This is a genomic window from Nostoc sp. ChiQUE01b, assembly GCF_034531255.1.
Taxonomy (GTDB): Bacteria; Cyanobacteriota; Cyanobacteriia; order Cyanobacteriales; family Nostocaceae; genus Nostoc.
In genome coordinates, this window is record NZ_JAVRBM010000036.1 from 52,042 (window position 1) to 75,365 (window position 23,324).

Below are 23,324 nucleotides of genomic sequence, written 5' to 3' on the forward strand. Positions count from 1 at the left end.
GCGTCTCTACAAATAGTTTATTTGTCGCATTCTTTTTAAAAATTGGTATTACTTATCTTTGAGATAAACCTAATACCTTCGATTTCCGAAACTCCTGGACAACATCTTTAACATTACGTAATTCTCCCTCAACTAAATAGTTTAGTTGCCGCATTTCATCTGCCGAAATCTTTCCGGCAAGTGATGCGATCGCTGTTCTTAATTCGGGATATTTTTTTAAAGTTTCTTGTCGAACAATTGGTGCAGCTTCGTAAGGAGGAAAATATTTTTTATCATCCTTTAGCACCACTACATCCAAGCGGGAAATCTGCCCATCTGTGGAACTACCCGCCACCATATCTACTTGTTTTTGAATCAGAGCACGATATACTAAACCCAAGTCCATAATTTGGGGAGGTTTAGCAAAAAGTAACCCGTAAGTTTTAGCTAATCCCGGAAAACCATCTTCCCTTTCCAAAAATTCATAGCCAAAACCGCCGCGCCACTGAGGTGTATATTGAGAAGCTTGGGAGAGAGTTTGAATATTGTTACGCTTGGCATCTTCACCTCGGATAATCATCGCAAAAGTATTTTCAAAACCCAAGCTTGGCATCACTTCCAAATTAAATTGCTGGGCATAAAGTTGTTTTAACTTCTGATAAACTTCTTTAGGGTCATTAACTGCTTTTTGCTTTAAAATCCCAGTAAAAGATGTGCCTGTGTATTCAATATATGCATCAATTTTCCCAGAAGTAATCGCACTATGACAAATAAAAGAACCACCCAAACGGAAACGGCGCTCTACTTTTAAATTAGTTGTTGCCTCAATTTGCTGTGCTAAAAGTTCACCTAAAATATCTTGTTCGGTAAAATCTTTAGAAGCAACGATAATATTGCTATCGCTGCTATTATTTGAATTCGGCGCACAGCTAGTGATTACCAGTAACAAAGCAAAAGTTAAAAAGCAAAGCCTGAAAAATCTTTTCATTAATTTTTAATTTTTAATTTATTCTCTAACCAGCCAATTGCAAAGTCAGCTAGTAATGCAATTCCCGCCGCCGGAACTGCACCAGCTAAAATTAACTGATCGTTCACTACTGATATGCCACGAAAAATAAATACTCCCAAACCACCAGCCCCAATCGCTGCGGCAATAGTTGCAATACCTATAGCAATTACTGTTGCTACACGCACTCCTGCCAAAATTACTCCCATCGCTAAGGGAATCTCAACTTGCAATAACAATTGTTTATCTGTCATTCCCATGCCTCTCCCAGCTTCTCGAATCGCTGGATCGATGCTAGCAATACCTGTGTAAGTATTACGAATTATCGGCAGCAAAGAATATACAGTCAGGGCAACAATTGCTGGTACTGCACCAATGCCGCCAATTATGGGAACAGGAATAAGTAAACCAAAGAGTGCCAAACTAGGAATAGTTTGGAAAATATTCGCTATGCCAAGAATTGGTTGACGGAGATAGGTTTTACGTGTAATTAAAATACCTAATGGAATGCCTACAAGTATGGCAATTCCAATTGCAATACTTACTAAAAATAGATGTTCTAGAGTATGCTGAAGAATTTCTGGGGCATACTTAACCAAGAAGAAATTTTTCATAAAGTATCTTGCAGGGAACGCAGACATTTTAGAAAGGCGAGACTTTCTGGATGTTGCGATCGCATAAATTCATCTCTCGTCCCCAATACTATCAATTCTCCGCCAGACATTAAACCAATTCTCGATGCCAACACCAAGGCTTCTTGAATATCATGAGTGACAAACACAACAGTTTTGCCTAACTCCTGCTGCAAATGCCGAAACTCTTGTTGCAGTTCTAGCCGCGTAATTGGATCGAGTGCGCCAAAGGGTTCATCCATCAACAACACTGGCGGATCTGCTGCTAAAGCCCTGGCTACACCGACTCTTTGCCTTTGTCCTCCTGAAAGTTCGTGCGGATAACGCCCTGCAAATTGTGCTGGTTCTAAGCCTACCAATTGCAACAATTCATAAACCCGCATTTTAATTTGTTTCGGTTGCCAACCTTCTAAAGAAGGAACTAAACCCACATTGCGTTCAACTGTAAAATGGGGAAATAAACCAATTTCTTGAATAACGTAACCAATTTTTCGCCGCAGTTTAATTTCATCCCATTGAGTTGTGGGAATATCATCAAATAAAACTTCGCCTTGTGTAGGTGTAAATAGGCGATTAATTAACTTCATTGTCGTGGTTTTGCCGCTACCACTGCGCCCAAGTAATACCAGTGCTTCTCCTTGACGGATGGTGAAATTGAGATTTGACACCAATGGGCGATGATTGCGGCTAAAAGTGACATCGCGGAATTCAACGGCGGTTTGGTTATTTTGCGGCATGAGTGGCTTTTGATATAGGCATATATTACATTATTTGTTGATTTGCTATTATGCTAACGCCCGCTTTGCCCTATTCAGATTTTGTAGATACTGCTAAGAATTGCCTTAAGGCTTTACAGTAGGGAAAAGATCAGAAAGTACGGACAGTACAAAGCAATAAGTATAACAGTTGGTAACTATATTATGAACTCGTTTCAAAGTATAACAATTGAAGGATATCGTCGCTTGTATAATGTACAAGTCGATATGCATGGGCGATCCCTGACGGTGATGATTGGGGCTAATGGTGTAGGTAAAACCTCTCTGTTAGAAATTTTTTCACTTTTAGCAGCATCAGCAAATGCTCAACTAGGAACCAAAATTTCCGAATTAGGTGGACTGGGTGATATTATGACGCGCGATCAGGCTAAAAGTATAACAATTTCTTTGTCCATGAGTGTGCCCGGTTATGCATCACTCGACTACTCGCTAGAAGTCGCTCCTAAAGGGTTAGCATATGAAATTTCTCTAGAAACACTTACTCAACAAAATGATCGTCATGCATCGGAACCCTTTAAACACATTGACTCTCGTGGTTTAGATGTTAAATATTTTAATACAGAAGATCAAAAGCTATTACGCCCAAATTGGGATCATAATCCCTTAGAAACTTCTCTTGCTCAAGTTCCCAAAATGTACCAAGAGCCAGAGAATCTGCGAAAAAGATTAGCTTCTTGCACTTTTTATGGAGCATTAAATGTTGCTCCTAAAAGCCCAGTTCGTTTACCACAATCAATGCGCCCAGTGACCTTACCAGGTTCTCATGGAGAAGATTTAGTTTCCTGCCTTTATTATTTGCGAGAAACTGATTCAGAACGATTTGAAATTATTGAAGATACTCTTGCTGCTGCATTTCCAGATTTTGAGCGTTTATCGTTCCCGCCAGTAGCAGCAGGAACTTTAGCAATGACTTGGAAAGACAAAAATTTTTCTAAGCCTCTTTATATGCACCAGTTGTCTGAGGGAACTTTGCGGTTTCTTTGGTTAGTAACGCTGCTGCAAAGTCCAGATTTAACTGCTGTCACTCTTATTGATGAGCCAGAAGTAAGTTTACACCCAGAATTATTAAGGCTATTAGCTGATTTAATGCGCGAAGCTGCTCAACAAACTCAGCTAATTGTAGCAACCCATTCAGATAGATTAATAAGATTTTTAAAACCTGAAGAAGTTCTAGTTTGTGATTCTGAGAATGGTTTAACAACTATGAATTGGGGTGACTTTTTTGATTTAGAAAAATGGCTAGAAGATTATAGTTTAGATCAAATTTGGGCGATGAACTTAATCGGTGGTCGTCCATGAGAATAGCAATTTTAGTTGAGGGTGCAACAGAAAAAGCTTTTGCGCCGATTTTACGAGATTTCCTGGAGTCACGCTTGCAACAACAAATGCCTAAACTTCAGTTTATACCTGATGATGGTCGGATTCCCAAAGAAGAAAAACTCAGGCGTAAGGTTGAAAATTTACTGACAGGGAGAGATGCTTTCAATGCTGTGATTGCACTAACAGATGTTTATACAGGAACCAATGATTTTCAAGATGCCGCAGATGCTAAAGCAAAAATGAAAATGTGGGTTGGGAATAATCCGAATTTTTATCCCCATGCAGCGCAGTATGATTTTGAAGCTTGGCTACTACCTTATTGGCCAACTATTCAAAAATTGGCTGGACATAATAAGTCAGCACCAAGGGGATTACCTGAGCAGGTGAATCACAATAAACCTCCGTCATATCATATTAAAGAAATATGCGAGTTAGGTAAAAAACGCAGTTATAGTAAAACTCGCGATGCAGCCAAGATTTTAAAAAACAATAATCTAATGGATGCAGTCAATCTGTGTCCTGAATTAAAGGAATTTTTGAATACTATTCTGTCTCTTTGTGAGATTGATTTGATTCCATGACTGAACTGCCTCAATTAAACGGCGTTTCGGTTCAGGAAAACTCGCAATTTTGTCTCATAAAATTTTCAGGTTATATCGGTAATTTGTCGGTATCTAATCAGTAATCTAAGAAGGCAAAAGTTAAACCACTCACGTTAAATTATTCTGAGTGGCGATTTTCTCCAAAGTAGGGGGTACCTAAAGCTTTCGGGGGTGTAGATTTCCCCAATTTACCCACTAATGCTAATAAAGCGATCGCATAAGGTAGCATGACTAAAAATTGGTAAGGGATATTTGCCCCTAATGCCTGAATTCGCAGTTGTAAAGCTTCTGTAGCTCCAAACAGCAAACAAGCCAAAGCACTACCTACAGGATGCCATCTGCCAAAAATTAATGCTGCGATCGCAATAAATCCTTTACCAGCACTCATCCCTTCGGCAAAAAATCTTACTTGTACGAGAGTTAAATAAGCACCTCCCAAACTCGCAAGACAGCCACTAATCACCACAGCGATATAACGGACAAATGGTACGGAAATTCCTGCCGTGTCAGCAGCTTTCGGAGATTCTCCCACTGCCCGCAATGTCAATCCAAAGCTAGTTTTAAATAAAATGTATGTAGTTAAAATAACTAGGATAAATAAGAAATATACTAAAATATCTGACTGAAATAGTAGCGGCCCTATCAGGGGAATATTGGCTAAACCAGGAATAATTATTGCCCCGATTCCAGGTAACTGCTGTGTACTACTGCCACTAAACACTAATCGAGCGAAAAACGATGTTAATCCAGCTGCGACAAGATTAATTGCTAGTCCAGATACCAATTGATCGATACGCAAAGTTACACACAAAACAGCATGGAGTAGTCCGACTAATCCGCCAGCAATTAAGGATGCAAGGATACCAAGCCAGGGATTACCAGTGTAGAAAGTAGCAGTAGCACTAGTAAAAGCACCTGTAAGCAACATTCCTTCTAAGGCGATATTTAACACCCCTGAACGTTCCGAGTACAATCCTCCAAGGGCTGCAAATGCTAAGGGGATGGCTAGACGCAAAGTCGCTATTAAGTAATCGGAGAAGAAGTTGAGATTATTCATAGAGTTATTTTTTAACGCAGAGGTTCGCAGAGGGAAGCGCAAAGTTTCGCAAAGTTTTCTCCGTGTTCGTCTGGGTTAAACCTTCGTGTCCCTTTGTGTTTTGAGTCTTATCTCTCTTTCGACTGCGAAACTGATAGCAATAAATAACACCATAAAGCCTTGAATCGCGTAAACTACAGTTACCGACACACCTGCACTACGCTGCATCACATTTGCACCACTGCGAAGCGCTGCAAAAAACAAAGAAGTTAATACTACACCGATAACACTACCACGACTTAAAAAAGCGATCGCAATGGCATCAAATCCATAACCGGGTGAAACTTGTTCAAATAGCCGATATTTCAACCCCATCACTTCACAACTCCCAGCTAACCCAGCTAAACCACCTGAAGCAGCCATTACCACCATAATGGTACGTTCAACAGATATGTGGGCATAACGGGCGGCAATGGGGTTAAATCCCACTGCTGTAATTTGATAACCTAGTGGCGATCGCACTAACAATACCCATAAAATACCTGCGGCAATTAAACCGAATAAAATCCCAGCATGGGCGAGGCTTTGTGGTAATATAATCGGCAAACGCGATGTTTTGGCAATTAATGGCGAATAAGGACTAGGCGCACCTGTTGCCATTAATGGATTTTGTACGAGATAGCTAACTGAATTCACGGCGATATAGTTGAGCAACAATGTAGTAATTACCTCATTCACTCCACGCATTGCTTTGAGATAACCAGGAATCCAACCCCAAACTGCACCAAAGAGAAATCCTGCCAAAAGTGCTAAGGGGATATGAATCACCGCAGGTAATCCTTGCACGTATAACCCAATTAAAGTACTTCCCAACGCACCCAGATAAATTTGTCCTTCCCCACCGATATTAAATTGCCCAGCCCGCAATGCTACTAGCACGCCTAAGCTGGTGAACAATAGCGGTGTCATTTTGGTGAGGGTGTTACCAAATCCAAAGTAGGTAGAGAGAGATTCTTGAAATAGGATGCTGTATGCGGTGATGGGATTTGCCCCAGCAATTAACATGAGGATAGCACCGACAATGAGGGCGGAGGCGATGCCTGCGGCGGGCTGCGCCAACGCAATTAGCGGTGATAGGATTGGTAACAGGAATTTCATGCGATTAGTTGCGATCGTTAGGTTTGGAGATATGATTTCCTATGCAGTTTATTAACTCCTCAAAGCTGAATCAAATTGAACAATTTATAAACATCATTTTTAGTTTTAAATTTTGTTCTAACTGTTCTGCTGATTCTGAATAGCTGTAATTTCATCAGGCGTTAAAGTTACAACTTTTCCTTCTCGCATAATACTAATCGATTGACCAAGCCGGCGATGTCTTTCAATCGCTGCTGCAATTGCGGCTTTGACTCCAGCATCAATTTTGCTTGATAAAAGCTCTAATTCTTGTTCAGCCATTTTCCTCTCCTCTGATTTGATTCCAAATTGCATTTTCATAAATAACAAGTTGTTGACTACGACGATACTCAGCTACTAACCTAGTATCATTGTTAGAGTTATCATAGATAATCCAGCGATCGCACAAAGGCAAGTATAAAGAAATCAAATTGTTTCGCCCCTGTTGGTAGCGTCTACGAATCACATCTTCTGGAATCAAGTGTCCACCACTAGCAACCCTTACTGCTACTCGTTCTACTGCCAAGTCAACGCTTTGTAACCAAAAGTATATTAAGTTAATTGTGTAGCCTTTTGCTTTACAACCAATAATAAAAGGTGCAAAACTTCTAGCTGCTAGCGTAGTTTCAAAAGCAAAATCATTACCTGAATTAGATAACGTCCGCAGTCGCATAATCATTAATCTTCCTGCTTCCATAGCCATTGAATCAGGATTTAATGGAGATAGTCCAGCAGCAATAGCATCTGCATTTACGTACTCAAAGCAGTCTAGAAAATTCGGTAACAAACTCATTGAAACAGTAGTTTTTCCTGAACCATTTGCACCACCGATGATATAAAGACTCGGCATTTTATCCTTTGGCTATTCCCCCACCCATCAACAAACCAATTTCTTCCACCTTCGCCGTGGCTGCATCCAAAATAGCCACAAACTCACCTCTGTAGATTACGGCAATGCGATCGCTCATTGTCATCACTTCTTCTAACTCAGTAGAAATATACAAAATTGCGGCACCGCGATCGCGTTCTGTTAATATTCGAGACTGGACGGCTACCGTCGCCCCGACATCTAACCCCCTTGTGGGTTGCATAGCGATAATTAAAGCTGGGGAATGCGCCAGTTCTCGCGCTAACACCACTTTTTGTTGATTTCCTCCCGAAAGTTGACTTACCTTGATATCAATCCCATTGGCCCGAATATCAAACTCTTGCATTGCAGCTTGGGCATAATTAGCGATCGCTTCTTGTTGTAACAAAAAACGGCGACAAAATGGCAGATATTTAAAAGCTTTTAAAATCAAATTTTGGGCGATGCTAAATTGCAACACCAATCCCATTGTCTGCCTATCTTCTGGGATGTAGCCCACTAAGGAATGCTTGGGCGTAAACTCAATTTTACCCTGCTTAATAGTCCGCAAAAGAGCAATGGCATCAGCTAATTCTCGCTGTCCATTACCATCGACACCAGCAATTCCTAAAATTTCTCCCGCCCGCAGTTCAAAAGAGACATTATTTACAGCAAGAATATTTCTTTCATCAGCAACTTGTAAATTTTGCACAGATAGGATAATTTCTCCTGGTAATGTAGGATTTTTATTTAACTGTAAAGCTACTTCCCGTCCTACCATCAATGCTGCTAACTGCTGAGGTGTCGCCGTTTCAATTGATGTTGTTCCTACTACCTTTCCCTGGCGCAAAACTGTCACTGAATCACAGAGATTCATTACCTCTTCTAATTTATGACTGATAAAAATAATTGTATTGCCTGCGGCTGCCAATTGGCGCAAGATAACAATTAATGATTCTACTTCTGGCGGTGTTAAAACTGCTGTAGGTTCATCAAGAATCAACAAGTTTGCTCGACGGTAGAGAACTTTAAGAATTTCTACCCGTTGTTGTGCCCCAACAGATAAATTTTCAACTTTGGCAGTAGGGTCAATTTCTAATCCATAAGCTTGAGATAATGCGGCGATTTCTTGCTGTTTATATTGTAAATTTAGCCGCCAAGTTTTCTCCATCCCTAAGATGATATTTTCTGTGACAGTTAATTGAGGTACAAGCATGAAGTGTTGGTGAATCATGCCAATACCTAATTTAATGGCCTCATTTGGTGAGGTAATTTTTATTGGTTGTTCTTGGAGATAAATCTTACCAGCATCGGGTTGATAGAGTCCACTAATAATATTCATTAAAGTACTCTTCCCTGCACCATTTTCGCCTAGTATTGCATGAATAGTTCCAGATGCGATAGAGAGATTGATATTGTCATTAGCAATAAAAGACCCAAAGCGTTTGGTAATATTGTTTAAGCGTAAATAGTTCATGTTCACAAAACTGATAGCTCATAGCTTTTAGTGAGGAATTTAGTCTTCAAAATCTGGGCTAAAGTCCTCACCACAAAAGTTTTTTAGTATAGTCTGCTAAACCTATGTTGTCGTCTTCTTCACGCAGCGTGTATCCTTACCAGCCTCTTTGCAATCTTCAAAAACAATCTTTTTATTAACAATTTCTTGGTTCGCATTCAATACCTTTTGCTTGACTGCTTCCGGTACGATTGCCCCAAATTTTCCTAAAAATAAGATATCTGTTCTTTCTAGACCAATTGTATATATTTGTCCTTTGATTTGTTTTTGTTTGGCTAATTCTGCTATATAAGCGATGGCTAAATCTAAGCGTTTGACAGCGCTGGTTAAGACAGCTTTTGGTGCAACGTCTAATTGATCCTTAGTGTTACCAAAAGCATATACTCCTTTTTCACCTGCTGTTTGTAAGACTGCGGCTGAGGCATTATCTAACCATTGATAGATGACATCAGCCCCGGCAGAAATTAATGCGAGAGTTGCTTCCTTGGCTTTGGCAACATCATTCCAATCACCTGTAAAAGTAGAAGTAACTTGGATATTTGGTTTAACAGACTTTGCTCCTAATTCAAATCCCCGCAGTTCTCCTTCAGTTGCGGGAAACTTCTCTCCAGCAATGTAAGCTAATTTATTAGATTTAGTGACAGAAGCACCGATAATCCCACACAAATAACTAGCTTGTAGGTGATCTATTCGTAAAGAAGCAATATTCTCACCCTTGAGATTACCATTTACTCCCACAAAAAATGTGTTGGGGAACTGTGAGGCGACTTGTTCAATTGCAGCATCAAATTGTCCGCCATGCGCGAAGATAAGATTGTAGTCTTTACGAGCAAAATCTGTTAATACTTCTGTTTGATCTGCTTGTGCTACTTTTTCGACATAGGCGGTTTGAGCACCTAGCTTTTGTTTTGCTAGATTGATGCCTTCATAACCAGATTGATTCCAGCCTTTATCGGTAATCATTCCAGGGAGAGCGATCGCTATTTTAAACCCTTCAGTACCACCCGTTGTTGTCGCTGTTGGTGTCGTCGGCTGATTACTGCAAGCTTGCAGCAATAAACTAGTACCAAATCCTGCTGAACCGAGCAAGATAAATTCACGCCGAGTAAAGTTTGTTGTCATACCTCGCCTTCAGATAGATAACTATTTGAGTTATTTCAACACTCTAAAGTCGTAGGTGGTACTTTGGAAACAGTTTCTCCCAGATTTATCAAAAACGCGATAAATCGCCGTCTCTACAATAATCAGTCTTTTGTAAAAACGGCGATTCATCGCGTCTCTTATCTTATACCAATTCTCTAAAATAAGGCAACAGATGTAAGCAGGGATTGCCTTGCTGTATCTAAATTTCTCAATTGCGAATTGCGAATTGCGAATTGCGAATTGGTATTATCCTGCATTTTATGCAGTTTTAGCATTTTCATCAGATGCTTGTTCTGCAACATTTTTCAAGCGACTCGACCTAATTTTGCGGATGCGATCGCTATAGCGAACACCACCTGCCATCTCATATTCGCGGCTGTCTTTGCCGTATTTGATAGCAACCACCATCAGCATCTTCTCAGAAAGCTGACTCAAGTTTTTTTCCATCTCTTCAATTTCAGTTTTAGAAGAATCAACCACAGACAGAGCGGTATTATAAACATCAATTTTGTTACGTAACTGATCGATTGACTCAATTAGTTTTTCCAAACTATAATCTTCATCAAATTTGATATTTGGAACAATCGATTTTAGTCCGGCGGATCTTAACTGAGCTTTTTCTAAAATACGGGATGTACGTTTTTTACGAGACATAAAACTACTCCTTTAAAATGCTTATAGAGCTAGCTTGCCTCAATTCAACTGCATTCGGGTTCAGCAAAACTCACAATTTTTGTAATAAATTTTTCAAGTTATAGCAGTAATTTTTCGTAATTTAATTACTAAATGTTGGTATTTATAGAGATAATTGTCTAAGCTTCATCAAAACTTTAAGGTAGACTGCTCCGATAAGTTGCGAAGCTGCTCCGATAAGTTGCGAAGCTGCTCCGATAAGTTGTGTAGCTGCTCCCATAAGTTGTGTAGCTGCTCCCATAAGTTGTGTAGCTGCTCCCATAAGTTGTGTAGCTGCTCCCATAAGTTGCGAAGCTGCTCCCATAAGTTGCGAAGTTGCTCCCATAAGTTGCGAAGTGGGTATCCAGTAAAACTCTCATTACCATACGAAGTTAGAACTTTCAAAATCACTCAAGATTTCTATGGTAGTGTGGACTCGGTTTAGCAAAATAAGAATACTTCATGCGGCGAGACTCGATATTTTACAAACTATTTCAACAATCTCCCACGTTATTATTTGAATTATTGACCAATCCGCCAACAAATGCTAATGCCTATCGATTTGACTCAGTAGCAGTTAAAGAACCCAAATTTGAAATTGACGGCGTATTCCTCCCATCAGAAAATGCAGGTGCAGGAGTAGTGTATTTTTGTGAAGTCCAATTCCAAAAAGATGAACAGCTTTACGAAAGAGTATTTGCTGAGTCTTCACTATATTTTTACCGCAACCGTGAGAGATTTAGCGATTGGCAAGCAGTCATAATTTACCCATCTCGCAGTCTGGAACAAAGCCAGATTCATCCCCATCGCTCATTGCTCAATGGCGGACAAGTGCATCGAATATATTTAGATGAATTGGGGGATATTCGTACCTTACCTTTATGGGTAGCGGTGATGGTATTAACGACAGTTAACGAAGAACAAGCACCAGAACAAGCCAGGTATTTATTAACTAGAACTCGGCAAGAAGTATCATCACCCACAAGTCGCGCCATAATAGAGATGATTACGACGATTATGGTGTACAAGTTTGAGCAATTAAGTAGAAGGGAGGTAGAGTCGATGCTGGGAATCACACTCAAGGAAACGCGAGTTTATCGCGAAATTAAGCAAGAAGGGCGCGAAGAAGGGCGCGAGGAAGCAACAGTTAATTTAGTTAACCGATTGCTAAAAAAGCGATTTGGCGAACTGACTCCAGAAATGCATTCCGCCATCACTGGTTTACCTTTACCTGTTCTGGAAGACTTGAGTGAAGCATTGTTAGATTTTACCAGTGTGGCTGATTTACAGTCGTGGTTAGCAGAGCGATAAGCCCACTCTTCTGTAGGTGCTGCTAAGATAGAGGCGATCGCATTTTTCCATAGATGCTTAACCATGATGTTTATGATGATAATATTGGATTAATTCAAGCAGTTCGCGCTGAGTATCAAGATGGTGAGTCCAAAATAGTGGAAAAAGTTGAAAAACGTAATTCTCATGACCATTCGTGATACCGCGATCGCTAAATTGCAGGAACTCCCCGAACCACTCCTGCAAGAAGTTAGTGACTTCATCGATTTTGTTGTTCACAAACATCAAGCCAAAACAGTTGACACTCAGCAGGATGAAACCCTCAAGGCATGGTCACGCTGGTTTGAGGCAGTTGATCGCTTAGACACAAGTTTACCTGAACCAGCTAGCGAGTATCAGCAACTCTTGCTCAACAAGTATCGGCAACAAGGTTTAGAACTATGATCCTGTGTGATGCAGGAGTCTTGCTTTGTTTGGTCGATCAAACTCAACCCCAGCACAATGTTTATAGAAGTGCAGTTTTGCGTTTGGCAAAACCTCTGATTACAACTTGGTCATGCCTGACAGAAGCTATGTACCTCGCCCTTTATCGTGGCAGCTGGCAGATGCAAAAACAACTAGGGCAGCTTCTTTTAGACAAACTGCTGACGATTTACGATATTCAGGAAAGCGATTACAGCCGTTTATTAGCATTGATGGAGCAATACCGTGATCGACCAATGGATTTGGCAGATGCAACTCTGGTTTTGATGGCTGAAAAGACAGGCTATCGTCAAATTCTTACTCTTGATTCTGATTTTTTATGACTATAAGATAAATTTACACATCTAATGCACTATTCACCAACAAGTCTAAGTGCTGACTCCAAAACTTGTGTACTGATTCTAAAACCAACCTGAATCAGTTGCTCAATAATAGGTTTAGCGGCTTCTACCTTACCTTCTTGTTTTGCAAGTAGAATAACACCGAGAGTTCCCCGCACCGGAATCTCTAAAGCAAGTGCTGCGGTTTTTGCGGCGCGATCGTCTAAAATTGCTTCATAGCCAGGATTGTTATATATCCACGTGAGAACGTGACTTTCTCCTAAACCAAGACCCCATGCAGCAATCACTGGATCGACTTGTTCCACATCTTGAATATAGCTAGTTCCTTCATTCAAAATCCAGAGTTTTGCAGGGTCATTATCCGGTGCAATGCAGATTTCTTGAACAACACCGCTAGGAATAACAACCTCGCTACAAAGTTCTGAGAGCAAATGAACTTGGTTAATCTTAGTCAGTACAATCAATGGAGAAGCATTTACAACCCATAGTCTAGTCACGCGCTAACTCCTGGGCTAATTCTTCAGGAGTTACTTGAAAAGGTGAAACATTATAGCGATGGAGTGCTTCTAGGAATTGGTGACGACTAACTCCGGCAATTTCAGCAGCCTTAGATTGGGAAAGCGTACCAATTTCATACCACTTGATAGCCGCCGCTAAACGCATCTCTTGAACAAACGTTTCTGGGTTAGTGCGGAGTGCTGAAAAAACATCATTTGGAAGTTGAATGTTAATTTGTATGGTCATAAATTCAGTTAAATTGGTAACGCGATCGCTCTCATTGCCAAAGATAACCCCTGGCGATCGCTCATTGACAGTCTAGACAATTTCTGTGATGATTTTATGACTACTAGAGATCAACCACTCATCGACACCAGAGAGAGTTTGTAAATGCGATACCTGCTTGATGGTTGAGTAGCTGTAAAAGGCGATCGCACTTCCCTTAAAACTACAGATCCTACATCCTCTTATACCAATTGACTAAAATGAGACTACAGATAGCAAGTTAAATCTAACTCTCTTAAATTACGAATTACGAATTACGAATTACAAATTATTTCCACCATCGCCCCACATCCACAATTGCACGAGCAATTTCTACCGTTGCTGCTTTGCCACCTAATGCAAAGATAACTGGAAACAATGCTTTGATATCTTGCAGCAAATTAGAGCGAGTGCGAAGGGATAATTCATGAGGTGTATCTTGCCAAAGGGAAAAAAGTTCGGCAGTTGGCATTTGTGACAAACCAGAAGCTAAAGCACTTAAGACATTGGCACGATAATCCTCATCCTGAATCGCCCTAGCAGCAGCAAGGGCTTCTGGCAACAACTCTGGTGGCAGTTTGTCAGCTAAGGCACTCAAGGCATTGGCACGAGAATACTCATCCTGAATCCCCCTAGCAGCAGCAAGGGCTTCTGACAATAACTTTGGTGGCAGTTTGTCAGCTAAGGCACTCAAGGCATTGGCACGAGAATACTCATCCTGAATCCCCCTGGCAGCAGCAAGGGCTTCTGGCAATATATCTGGCAATTTCTCAGCTAAGGTACTCAAGGCATCGGCACGAAAATACTCATTCTGAATCGCCCTGGCAGCATCACGCTTATCCATCTGCCACAGCGTTGCTGCCATCATCTTATTAATGTTGACATCCTCCGGCAATACCCCTAACCAAGAGAAATGCTGCTGCTTTTCTGGTGGCATTCTCTTGACACTCAAATTTAATGATGCGGTTAAACTCAGGCGTTTTAAACTAGCCTCATCGGTAATTTCTTCGGCTTCCGGTCGGTCAAAACTCGTTAATCTGGCTACTTCTTGCTGAATATCCGCCAACATTTCATTCCAAGTCGTACCACAGGCAACTTCGGCGGCTGCAAGTTCCAATGCTAGGGGAAGATAACCAACGCCTTTGGCTAAATTTTCTGCTGAGTGACGTTCTGTGCCTGCAATCTCGCGTCTTAATTTCTTCGTCAGCAATTCCATTGCCTGGTCTGGTTTCATTATATCCAGACTGTAGGTGCTGGCTGCTAAGGCATCGGCAATGTGACCTTCACGAGTAGTTACTAAAACTTGACAACGCGCACCACCAAAATTAAATGCTCGTGCATTTTCGGTATTCCAAGCATCATCCACCACCAGCAACACAGCCTTGTCATAAAGCAGAGTCCGCAAATGCGAGGAAGTTGCTTCTACACTTGTAGGCTTAAAGCTATAGTCTCCTAATGCTTGCACCCAGCCACTAAGTAAAGCCAGCACATTGGGTTGTTGACCTAATGTTGCCCAAAGAATGCCATCACAAAAACGAGATTGTATTTCTGCATCATGGGCTAAAGCCGCAGCTAAAGTAGATTTGCCCACCGAACCCAAACCGTGAATCGCAGTAATTACTAAAGTGCGACTATCAGACGATGAACCATTTAAAAGACGAGTTTTTAAATCATCGCTGTACTCTGGGCGTTCTACAAAGTGTGCAGGTAAAGGTGGCGCTTGCAGGGGACGGTAAACAGAATGAGCAATATTAGTATTAAGGGGATAGTGCTTTTTGAGTGCAGCAATCAAATCCTCAATTGCTTTTGCAGGGTTTTGCCAATAAAGAGCAATACATTCATCAAAGCTCAATCTCTCTACATCCGCCTCCTGTTCCATTTGGATACAAAAAACTCGCGTTTGTTTACCATAAGTCTGCTGTCTGGCTGCGTTAACAATCTGGGATGCCCAACGGGTTCCCAATGCTCTACTAGTTCCACACAATACCACTGCCCCGCCAGCACTCAGAATTTTTGAGACTTCCTCGGTGAATGACTCCCCCACCATGACAGTTCCGCGATGTACTACCTCATAGCCAGCCTCGCGGATGTGTTTTGCCAATTTTTCTGCTAAATCTTCTTCTTCCTGATGATGGGCAATGTAAACCTGCCAGTTTCTCTCACTCATTTTATTGCCCGCAGCAATTGAGATACGCCTTTTGACCAGTCATTAACTAAATCTGCATATTTAATATCAGCTAGAATAGCAGGCGGTTCCCCACCTGTAAGCAAAATTGGCAATACCTTTACTTGGTGTCCTGACAATTGTCGAGCTAACACTGACATCCACTCACGGTTTACCCAAGGCGACATATTAGAAGAGGAGTAACACAGCACTAAATACTTAGATCCTTCTAGCCCTTGGTCAACACGCTCAACAATCGAATCTCCTACGTCTATCTTCCATTCATCAAACCATACTTCATGCCCTGCATCACCTAATTCATTTGCCAGCTGTTCAGCTTGTTGAGCATCACTTTTACGATGACTGATGAAGACATTGGGCATGGTTAAATTCTCAACTTGAATGATATTAATTTAACAAATTTATTAGACGCGATAAATCGCGTCTCTACATGAGGGTTGTCTCGTTCCCAGTCTCCGACTGGAATGCCTGTTTTTTAGGACGGGGCTTTAAACCCATCTTTTTCGGTAAGCAATAGTTCTGTTAAGAATAATCGTAGAGTAGTGTATGCCATCGATACGAAAACTGCTTTATGAGTCGTCCCCGAATCATTCAACCCGGTCAAAGCTATACATTCAGCAAATATTTTGAACTGCCGTTTTCCCCTGAAGATATTCTGGCTGAACTTGGCTGTTCCTATCAACGCGAACGGCTACAATTACCAAAAACAGAATTTAACTCTGAGATAATTGCAGAATTACAGCGAGTGATTGAGCGTAATTTCCGACGCGTCAAGCTACTTAGTGAAGACGCACGCAAGCAAGCAATTATCGCACCAATATTACTAGAGGTTTGCGAAATTGCCCAAACCCAATTAAATATTGAGTATCCCATTAGTGTTAGTGACCAACTAAAAGGCAGTTTGGATTATTACATTGATAAAGGTAAAGGCTTGTTAGTCATTGAAGCAAAACAAGCAGATTTAAGTAGAGGGTTTACTCAATTAGCAGTTGAGTTAATTGCACTCGACCAATGGATAAATTCAGAGTTATCAGTTCTTTATGGGGCAGTCACTACTGGTGAAGATTGGCGATTTGCAATCTACAACCGTCAGGAAAAAAAAATAACAGAAGACCTAAAATTATATCGAGTTCCTGAAGAATTAACTGAATTAACTCACATTTTAGTTGGCATATTGAGCAATTAGCTGAGTATGGTTTTGAATTAAGACGACCTGCCGCAGATTTACTGCGTGATGGTATTTATAAATTAAGAGCCAAGCACATCAGAGTACAGTATAGAATTCTATATTTTTTCATGGTCAAAACGTAGTGATTTTAGCTCATGCCATCATTAAAGAAGTTGAAGAAGGCAGAAGGCAGCTATGCTGGAGGACAAATCACTTATAGGATTCTGACCCCTCCTGATTTGAGACCACTGAAACTTTGGTTCAGTGGGGGTCTTAACCGCAAGTTCCCTTCTCTACGAGACGCGCAAGGGACGGTAACAGCAGGAGTTAGGGGTCAGTTTCCCAACTGAGCCTCCTGCCCCTAACTCCTGCCTCCATTGATAACCAAGTTCCAGAGTGATTCTTCAACCCAATACCTGTGGCAATTTACGAGTGTGAGTTGATGTATTAACTCCTTTGTCTCTAAGGTTTGGCAAAAACAATAGGCGAGACGCCTACCCCACAATAAATAATTGGATATTTTTTTATTTGGAAGTCCCTAGCTAAACGCCTTTTTAACTCTCCAGAATATTACGATCTGTTGCTAGAGTTTGTGCCCCTGTTTGCATCATTTCTATATCTGATGGCGACCAATAATGAGGCCCTTGACAGTGATGTGCTACTAACAATCCCCATAACCCTCTAGGTATGACAATTGGTACAACCAAGTTGGCGCGAACCTGCATATTGCGGAGAAAATCTTGGTGACAAGGCTGGATTGGCTCTAATTCAATATCAGCGATCGCCTTTACTCGTCCTCCTAAGTATAAAGCAGCATACTCGTTGTTAAAACAATCATCTGGGCCAGTGGAACCAAGTATTGAAAATTCTTGAGAACTCAAAGATTCAAAAGTCACCTGTCCTTGCCACTGACTGTAAAAATAATACAACACCACCCGATCAACCTGAAGCGATTCTCTGAGTTGATTGGTTGTTTGCCGGACTAACTCATCGCGTTGCATCGTTTTAACAAGGCGATCGAGCAAATTTTGCAAACCCTGTTCACAGCGATCGCGGCTATGGTTAAATTTCGAGTGAGAATGAATTTGCACCGTTTTAAAATTATGACTAAGTAAATCCTGTCGAATTTATATAGTAATTTATTAGACGTTATTTAAATACATTCTTGTATTTATAGTAGCAATTCAAGATTAACTGAGTATTATACCAGTCAACCTCTTTGGAGAATTTAAAATAAATTATTAAGAAAAGTTATACAAAGCAAGTTTACTTTTACTTCAGCATTTTCTTGCAGTCGTTTGCGGAGTCGTTCTCGCAAATTAATAATTCGTTCTACTCCCTCGGCTGGTAAAAAAGAATAAAAGTCCTGCGATCGCTTCATGGGATAAGTGGTAAGCTATCTTCAGGTAGATGTAGTAAGGTGAGATTAACTCATCTCTAGCCCAGCTTTGATCAATAATTTCAGCTAATTCTTGAGATATATCTACACAACCGTAATCTTGCCAGCGATCGCTAAACCACTTTTGCAGTTTATTACAAGCATCGTGGTCTAAAATATCAACATTTAATTCCCCTTGTTTCGCCAGTCCGGGAAGGGTGAAATTACTACTACCCAAGAATCCCACTGTGGGAGTGTTAGGATCATGACGATGCACAAGATATAACTTAGCGTGAAGAGAATGGCGCAAAAACAGTTTAATAATTAGTTTCTGAGTTTTTAGCTGATGACTTAACCGCCGCAACCCCGCTTCATCCTGATTAGTCGGCGCACCGATAGTCAACTGCTGGCGAAATTCTGCCGCCATGCGTTTTTTAAACCGCACGATGCTACTATTGTCAATCCGTCCATCACCACTACCAAGGCTAAATGCCGCATGAACTTCATGACTGGGCAAGCTTTGCATCCCAATTAGTAAACGGCAACAAGCATTTTCACTACTAACATACTGTTCGATTAAATCATCAATTCTTCGCCAACCTCTAAGGTTGAAGTAGCCAACACAAAAATCTGCCCGATAAGAGACTTTGAGGGTTTCTCGTAAAATCGGTAGCAGCTGCAAATCTATGTTGTCAAAGATGCAGGGCATTATTTAAAACGCTATAAATATTTTGTACATCTGTTATATGAATAAAAAATTTTTCCAGCCAGATTTATGAAGGGTGCGAGACAAGAGACGCGATAAATCGCCGTCTTCAAAAATTGTAAAAAAAAGAGCAGCTGCATAATACAACTGCTCTAAAAAGTGATTAGATAGATATTTTCTACCTATCCACAGACCCCATGATTACGTCAACACTGCCAAGAATTACCACAATATCTGCAACCTTCATGCCTCGCAGTAAATGTGGGACAATCTGAAGGTTGTTGAAATCTGCGGCGCGAATCTTCCAACGTGCAGGGAAGACGTTATCATCGCCAACTAAATAAATTCCCAATTCACCTTTGCCACTTTCTACACGCGCATAGATTTCACCTTTGGGCATCTTGAAAGTGGGAGAAACTTTTTTGCCGATGAATTGGTAATCAAATGCATCCCACTCGGATTTTTTACCTGCGGCTAAACGCTTGGCTTCCAGATTTTCGTAAGGGCCGCCAGGAAGTCCTTTAATTGCTTGGCGAATAATTTTCACAGATTCGCGCATTTCCCGCATCCGCACCACATAACGGGCAAAACAATCACCGGCGGTTTCCCACTGTACATCCCAGTCAAAATCGTCGTAGCATTCGTAATGGTCAACTTTTCGCAAATCCCATTTCACGCCAGATGCGCGTAACATTGGGCCAGAAAGTCCCCAGTTGATTGCTTCTTCACGAGTGATAGTACCAATACCCTCAACACGTCGCCGGAAGATGGGATTATCAGTTACTAAGCGTTCGTACTCATCAACTTTAGGTAATAAGTAGTCGCAAAATTCTAGACACTTATCTACCCAACCATAAGGTAAATCGGCTGCTACTCCACCAACACGAAAGTAGTTGTTATTCACCATCCGATAACCCGTGGCAGCTTCCCACAAATCATAAATCATCTCCCGTTCCCGGAACTGGTAGAAGAAGGGAGTTTGTGCACCTACGTCAGCGAGGAAAGGGCCAAACCACAGCAAGTGGTTAGCGATGCGGTTCAATTCCAGCATGATGACGCGGATGTAACTAGCGCGTTTGGGGACAGCAACACCTGCAAGCTTTTCTGGGGCGTTGACAGTGACGGCTTCGTTGAACATTCCCGCCGCGTAGTCCCAGCGACTGACGTAAGGGACGTACATTACATTAGTACGGTTTTCAGCGATTTTTTCCATTCCCCGGTGCAAATAGCCGATAACTGGTTCACAGTCAACGACATCCTCGCCATCCAGAGTCATGATTAGCCGCAGAACCCCGTGCATTGAGGGGTGGTGTGGCCCCATATTTAGCACCATTGGTTCAGTGCGGGTTTCTAGTCTGGTCATAGATTTTGTGTTCTCCCGTTGTGTTCGCGTAGCGTGCTGAAGGCAAATTTTCAATGAACCGCTTAGATGCCAACCAGAATGTTTTAATTTGTTGCACTTCTTCAACTATTATATGGAATCCCCAGTGACTAAAATTTGTCATCTCGGATCTGAAACCCAGTTTTCCTGTGTAAAAAGCCAGCAATCTGAGTTATCCAGTTCGCAAGACGATTAAATTTATGCTCAATGGTTTTTTGATTATCATTTAATCGATAAATGTAAATGTACTCTTTATCACCCTCATACTTGGCTATATGAATTTCAAGCCTACTATTAACTCCGTTCAACTTATCAATCAAATTATCTTTAAGTCCATCGACGACTAGCAATAAATTTGTCTCAACAGTCGAAATCCTACTATTAATATTAGCCTCGATTTGAGCGAGCAGGGTAAGAGCATCTCAATTAGGCTTGACATAAGGACTCAGAGGAATCTAAAGTAGAGTCAATGAAACAAGAACTGAGGACTTGAATCATATAATCGTTGTCCATAGATGTGCGTTTCATTTTTTGTCGAAGACTACGTTTGTAAGTCTGTTCGCGGTTCAGGGCATTGAGGCTAATCCGTCACAGGATAGCAAAATTTTGCGGACTATGGAAAGAGCGAATCCGGCAAGTATCTGCTCTTTCAGAGCCGCTACGCGAACAGCAAAAGTACAATCTAGAGTCCAATGAGCCTGGTTTTCAATGCTCCAATGTTTTCGGATAGCCAGACCCAAAAGTTGAGCATTACTGTGTAAAGAAGTCAGAGAAAACTGAACTTCACGGGTAGTTTTATTTCAGAGATGACGCACTCGTGCAACCATAACAACGCTTTGGAGTCCTGCCCAAAGTCGTGGTTGATAAAGGTCACTGATGGCTGCAACTGGGACAGACCAGACTTGACGAATTTCAGTACGATGATGCCCTTTTTCAATGCGTTGGTCATAACTGAAATCAATCCCTTGAAATTGCTTGTTAGAAGCGTTTTCAAACCATTGTTGAACCTGATTGTATAGAGTTGGGTGATTGGCTTTCAGTGCCAGGATATAATCCCCTTTCTTATCGAGAATCTTATTGGCAATCTCTGTTTGTGTCCCCATTGCATCAATGGTGATGATAGCTCCCGTAATATCCAGCAATTCTAATAATGCAGAAATAGCTGTAATCTACATTGGATTTATCTTCTACTTTCATCTGTCCCAAAACTAGACGTTGTGTACTCGACCAAGCACTAATGACATGGAGTGCTGATTTATCTTGATTTCGGTCGTATGAACCCCTAATTGTCTTGCCATCTATAGGTATAATCTCTCCTCCCATCTTCGTGACCAGGGTTTCTACCCAATTAAGAAAACACTGATTTAACGCTTCTGGGTTAATGAACTCAAATAGCCAACGAAACGTGTCATCTGACGGAATACCGTTTGGTAATGCCAAAAACTCTTCTAACCATTTTTGTTTACTAATGCCGTAATTCTCGATATCTTCCCAACCTTGTGCTCCGCCAATTATGGCTAATATCGCAATTACCAAGATGTCTATGAGTTGATGTTTTTTAGTTCGCTCTACTCTTGGGTCTTTGATGTCTCCAAAGTGCTTGACTAAACTCTGTTGAATAGCTCCGATTTCTGCCACAGCTTTGGGCTTTCTCATAGGGCAAGAACTTTTTTTGACATCAACAGATTTATTTTCAAAGCCCTGAGACATAATGCTTGTTCCTTGAGATTTTCAACTATGGCCTTGTTGTCATCTCATTTATCCTGCTGTTAAGCCAAGTACATTTTATATCCATTTCTTTATGCTTATTCTGTTTTATTTGTCAAGTACATATTATACCAAATTAGATGAGCTTACCCTGGGTCACGACCCAGATCACCGACTGGAGGCTGGGGAATTAAACATGAGATACTTTCTCATGCACCGCCCCTAAGTCATCGATGAGATCCGGGATCTGTGTCAGCAACTCGAACATCTCAACCGGGTGCAATCGCCAATTGTGAATTATGCCAGACAGCTTCTAGCTTGGCAATTCCCAGAAATGGCGCACACCAAGAGTGTATCTACTAAGCCAGGATTTTTACCACCCCTTTGGGGATGGTTAGCTAAGAGACTCGAAATCTCAAGAGCCGGGAAAACTCGAATCGAAAACCGCTATAAAATATCCATTGCCTAAGACTATGGAATTGAGTTTGACCCAATCCTAGAGTTACACGCTGACTGGATGTGCGATATCTCACTTTTTGAGCAGCACTTAGAGGCAAGGATTGCCGAGATGTTGACTGAGACTGCATTCAAGCCTTACATGAACTGTTTGGCAAATTCGGTTTTGGGTTACGAGTGCGATCGCGTCTCTTGACTCGAATTTACCCTTTTGAGTCGTTCCTGGGTGTCAATGGCAGGCCCGTTATTGAGTACGAAGTCCGCGAAGTAAAAAAAACCGAGCGCGATGCCAAAGGCGGCAAGCTACGCAAAAATGGAGAAACCATCGTTAAGCGCTTGGCTGGCGACACCAAACGGATTAAACGTAACCGTAGCCGCGACACTTTCAAAATGCCTTTGGGTATGGGAACGGTTTTAGAACAGTCGGGGGATGGGCTTGTAGAAAAGGCTAGCGGTTCCTCCCTATGCCGGATTAGCCTGTGGCAGTACGTCTTAACCGGCGTCGAAACTGGAAGACTGCCAAGCAATCACCTGACCAAGAAATTGATTAACTACCGTGACTCACTCAAAGCTAACGTCAGTGAACAGGGTGAAAAGTTGCTAGGTGGTAAGCACATCCAGGGAAAGCTGATGAGTAAAGTCGTAAACCTGCTGTTCCAGGAATTGTGTAAAATAATTCCTCTGACTTGATGCTATTAACCCTTCATCAATCATAAAGGGTTTTAAAACCTAAAGTTTCGATTACCCTGAACTAAAATCGAG

The 23,324-nt window shown here is 41.3% G+C and carries 29 protein-coding genes and 1 pseudogene; 11 read left to right on the forward strand and 19 right to left on the reverse strand.

Going from position 1 to position 23,324, the window contains the following annotated elements:
* Window positions 1-52: 52 nt before the first annotated feature.
* From RMY63_RS22435 to RMY63_RS22445, 3 genes are read right to left on the reverse strand one after another with little or no spacing between them, the layout of a single operon-like run.
* On the reverse strand, window positions 53-967 hold the full coding sequence (locus RMY63_RS22435) for a glycine betaine ABC transporter substrate-binding protein (protein ID WP_322730830.1): 915 nt from the start codon (window positions 965-967) through the stop codon (window positions 53-55).
* A complete protein-coding gene (locus RMY63_RS22440) occupies window positions 967-1,599 on the reverse strand; it encodes an ABC transporter permease (protein ID WP_322730831.1) in 633 nt (210 codons plus the stop codon). Before RMY63_RS22440 ends, RMY63_RS22435 begins: the two co-directional genes overlap by 1 nt.
* Entirely contained in the window at window positions 1,596-2,354 is a 759-nt protein-coding gene (locus tag RMY63_RS22445; protein WP_322730832.1) for an ATP-binding cassette domain-containing protein, read from the reverse strand. The genes RMY63_RS22440 and RMY63_RS22445 overlap by 4 nt, the downstream gene beginning before the upstream one ends.
* 183 nt (window positions 2,355-2,537) lie before the next feature.
* Here RMY63_RS22445 and RMY63_RS22450 point away from each other — a divergent pair, with 183 nt between their 5' ends.
* Both RMY63_RS22450 and RMY63_RS22455 read left to right on the forward strand, forming a co-directional pair.
* Entirely contained in the window at window positions 2,538-3,692 is a 1,155-nt protein-coding gene (locus RMY63_RS22450) for an AAA family ATPase (RefSeq protein ID WP_322730833.1), read from the forward strand.
* Window positions 3,689-4,294, forward strand: a complete 606-nt coding sequence (locus tag RMY63_RS22455) for a DUF4276 family protein (protein ID WP_322730834.1) — start codon at window positions 3,689-3,691, stop codon at window positions 4,292-4,294. The genes RMY63_RS22450 and RMY63_RS22455 overlap by 4 nt, the downstream gene beginning before the upstream one ends.
* Before the next feature lie 139 nt (window positions 4,295-4,433).
* Here RMY63_RS22455 and RMY63_RS22460 read toward each other — a convergent pair whose 3' ends face one another.
* The 8 genes from RMY63_RS22460 to RMY63_RS22495 all read right to left on the reverse strand — a co-directional run bounded on the left by RMY63_RS22460 (window position 4,434) and on the right by RMY63_RS22495 (window position 11,051).
* Window positions 4,434-5,372, reverse strand: coding sequence for an ABC transporter permease (locus RMY63_RS22460; RefSeq protein ID WP_322730835.1), 939 nt, complete (start codon window positions 5,370-5,372; stop codon window positions 4,434-4,436).
* Window positions 5,373-5,447: 75 nt separating this feature from the next.
* Complete coding sequence (locus RMY63_RS22465) at window positions 5,448-6,509, reverse strand: ABC transporter permease (RefSeq protein WP_322730836.1); 1,062 nt, start codon at window positions 6,507-6,509, stop codon at window positions 5,448-5,450.
* A 117-nt stretch (window positions 6,510-6,626) separates the two neighbouring features.
* Window positions 6,627-6,809 (reverse strand): hypothetical protein, encoded by a 183-nt coding sequence (locus RMY63_RS22470; RefSeq protein WP_322730837.1) that lies wholly within the window; start codon window positions 6,807-6,809, stop codon window positions 6,627-6,629.
* Window positions 6,802-7,377, reverse strand: coding sequence for a zeta toxin family protein (locus RMY63_RS22475; protein ID WP_322730838.1), 576 nt, complete (start codon window positions 7,375-7,377; stop codon window positions 6,802-6,804). The genes RMY63_RS22470 and RMY63_RS22475 overlap by 8 nt, the downstream gene beginning before the upstream one ends.
* A gap of 1 nt (window position 7,378) precedes the next feature.
* Complete coding sequence (locus RMY63_RS22480) at window positions 7,379-8,851, reverse strand: ABC transporter ATP-binding protein (protein WP_322730872.1); 1,473 nt, start codon at window positions 8,849-8,851, stop codon at window positions 7,379-7,381.
* Window positions 8,852-8,953: 102 nt separating this feature from the next.
* On the reverse strand, window positions 8,954-10,012 hold the full coding sequence (locus tag RMY63_RS22485) for a BMP family protein (protein WP_322730839.1): 1,059 nt from the start codon (window positions 10,010-10,012) through the stop codon (window positions 8,954-8,956).
* Between the two features lie 279 nt (window positions 10,013-10,291).
* Window positions 10,292-10,687 (reverse strand): hypothetical protein, encoded by a 396-nt coding sequence (locus RMY63_RS22490; protein ID WP_322730840.1) that lies wholly within the window; start codon window positions 10,685-10,687, stop codon window positions 10,292-10,294.
* A gap of 142 nt (window positions 10,688-10,829) precedes the next feature.
* Window positions 10,830-11,051, reverse strand: coding sequence for a hypothetical protein (locus tag RMY63_RS22495; RefSeq protein WP_322730841.1), 222 nt, complete (start codon window positions 11,049-11,051; stop codon window positions 10,830-10,832).
* Window positions 11,052-11,167: 116 nt separating this feature from the next.
* On the opposite strand from RMY63_RS22495, the gene RMY63_RS22500 reads away from it, so the two are divergent.
* From RMY63_RS22500 to RMY63_RS22515, 4 genes are read left to right on the forward strand one after another with little or no spacing between them, the layout of a single operon-like run.
* Window positions 11,168-12,016 carry an Rpn family recombination-promoting nuclease/putative transposase gene (locus RMY63_RS22500; RefSeq protein WP_322730842.1) on the forward strand — a complete coding sequence of 283 codons (849 nt, stop codon included), beginning with the start codon at window positions 11,168-11,170 and terminating at the stop codon, window positions 12,014-12,016.
* 53 nt (window positions 12,017-12,069) lie between these two features.
* Window positions 12,070-12,195, forward strand: a complete 126-nt coding sequence (locus tag RMY63_RS22505; protein ID WP_322730843.1) for a hypothetical protein — start codon at window positions 12,070-12,072, stop codon at window positions 12,193-12,195.
* A complete protein-coding gene (locus RMY63_RS22510) occupies window positions 12,182-12,439 on the forward strand; it encodes a DUF2281 domain-containing protein (RefSeq protein ID WP_322730844.1) in 258 nt (85 codons plus the stop codon). Before RMY63_RS22505 ends, RMY63_RS22510 begins: the two co-directional genes overlap by 14 nt.
* A complete protein-coding gene (locus RMY63_RS22515) occupies window positions 12,436-12,801 on the forward strand; it encodes a type II toxin-antitoxin system VapC family toxin (protein ID WP_322730845.1) in 366 nt (121 codons plus the stop codon). The genes RMY63_RS22510 and RMY63_RS22515 overlap by 4 nt, the downstream gene beginning before the upstream one ends.
* A 29-nt stretch (window positions 12,802-12,830) precedes the next feature.
* Here RMY63_RS22515 and RMY63_RS22520 read toward each other — a convergent pair whose 3' ends face one another.
* The 4 genes from RMY63_RS22520 to RMY63_RS22535 all read right to left on the reverse strand — a co-directional run bounded on the left by RMY63_RS22520 (window position 12,831) and on the right by RMY63_RS22535 (window position 16,128).
* Window positions 12,831-13,316, reverse strand: coding sequence for a DUF3368 domain-containing protein (locus RMY63_RS22520; protein WP_322730846.1), 486 nt, complete (start codon window positions 13,314-13,316; stop codon window positions 12,831-12,833).
* Entirely contained in the window at window positions 13,309-13,563 is a 255-nt protein-coding gene (locus RMY63_RS22525; RefSeq protein WP_322730847.1) for a UPF0175 family protein, read from the reverse strand. Before RMY63_RS22525 ends, RMY63_RS22520 begins: the two co-directional genes overlap by 8 nt.
* 307 nt (window positions 13,564-13,870) lie before the next feature.
* Window positions 13,871-15,748: an NB-ARC domain-containing protein gene (locus tag RMY63_RS22530; RefSeq protein ID WP_322730848.1), complete on the reverse strand. Its 1,878-nt coding sequence runs from the start codon at window positions 15,746-15,748 to the stop codon at window positions 13,871-13,873.
* Window positions 15,745-16,128: a toll/interleukin-1 receptor domain-containing protein gene (locus RMY63_RS22535; RefSeq protein ID WP_322730849.1), complete on the reverse strand. Its 384-nt coding sequence runs from the start codon at window positions 16,126-16,128 to the stop codon at window positions 15,745-15,747. The genes RMY63_RS22530 and RMY63_RS22535 overlap by 4 nt, the downstream gene beginning before the upstream one ends.
* Window positions 16,129-16,337: 209 nt before the next feature.
* Here RMY63_RS22535 and RMY63_RS22540 point away from each other — a divergent pair, with 209 nt between their 5' ends.
* A complete protein-coding gene (locus RMY63_RS22540) occupies window positions 16,338-16,952 on the forward strand; it encodes a hypothetical protein (protein ID WP_322730850.1) in 615 nt (204 codons plus the stop codon).
* Complete coding sequence (locus RMY63_RS22545; RefSeq protein WP_322730873.1) at window positions 16,940-17,077, forward strand: type II toxin-antitoxin system RelE/ParE family toxin; 138 nt, start codon at window positions 16,940-16,942, stop codon at window positions 17,075-17,077. Before RMY63_RS22540 ends, RMY63_RS22545 begins: the two co-directional genes overlap by 13 nt.
* 411 nt (window positions 17,078-17,488) lie before the next feature.
* Here the strand turns inward: RMY63_RS22545 and RMY63_RS22550 are convergent, their stop codons facing one another.
* The 4 genes and pseudogenes from RMY63_RS22550 to RMY63_RS22565 form a co-directional block, all read right to left on the reverse strand.
* A complete protein-coding gene (locus RMY63_RS22550) occupies window positions 17,489-18,025 on the reverse strand; it encodes a GAF domain-containing protein (protein ID WP_322730851.1) in 537 nt (178 codons plus the stop codon).
* A gap of 228 nt (window positions 18,026-18,253) precedes the next feature.
* Window positions 18,254-19,021, reverse strand: coding sequence for a phospholipase D-like domain-containing protein (locus tag RMY63_RS22555; protein ID WP_322730852.1), 768 nt, complete (start codon window positions 19,019-19,021; stop codon window positions 18,254-18,256).
* Between the two features lie 175 nt (window positions 19,022-19,196).
* A complete protein-coding gene (locus RMY63_RS22560; protein ID WP_322730853.1) occupies window positions 19,197-20,381 on the reverse strand; it encodes an NAD(P)H-quinone oxidoreductase subunit H in 1,185 nt (394 codons plus the stop codon).
* A gap of 444 nt (window positions 20,382-20,825) precedes the next feature.
* Window positions 20,826-22,109 (reverse strand): annotated as a pseudogene (locus tag RMY63_RS22565) (ISAs1 family transposase).
* A 289-nt stretch (window positions 22,110-22,398) separates the two neighbouring features.
* Here RMY63_RS22565 and RMY63_RS22570 point away from each other — a divergent pair.
* The 3 genes from RMY63_RS22570 to RMY63_RS22580 are packed head-to-tail and all read left to right on the forward strand — an operon-like array spanning window position 22,399 to window position 23,252.
* Window positions 22,399-22,575, forward strand: coding sequence for a hypothetical protein (locus RMY63_RS22570; RefSeq protein ID WP_322730854.1), 177 nt, complete (start codon window positions 22,399-22,401; stop codon window positions 22,573-22,575).
* Between the two features lie 48 nt (window positions 22,576-22,623).
* Window positions 22,624-22,758: a hypothetical protein gene (locus RMY63_RS22575; protein WP_322730855.1), complete on the forward strand. Its 135-nt coding sequence runs from the start codon at window positions 22,624-22,626 to the stop codon at window positions 22,756-22,758.
* On the forward strand, window positions 22,755-23,252 hold the full coding sequence (locus RMY63_RS22580) for a hypothetical protein (protein ID WP_322730856.1): 498 nt from the start codon (window positions 22,755-22,757) through the stop codon (window positions 23,250-23,252). Before RMY63_RS22575 ends, RMY63_RS22580 begins: the two co-directional genes overlap by 4 nt.
* The last annotated feature ends 72 nt before the right edge of the window (window positions 23,253-23,324 follow it).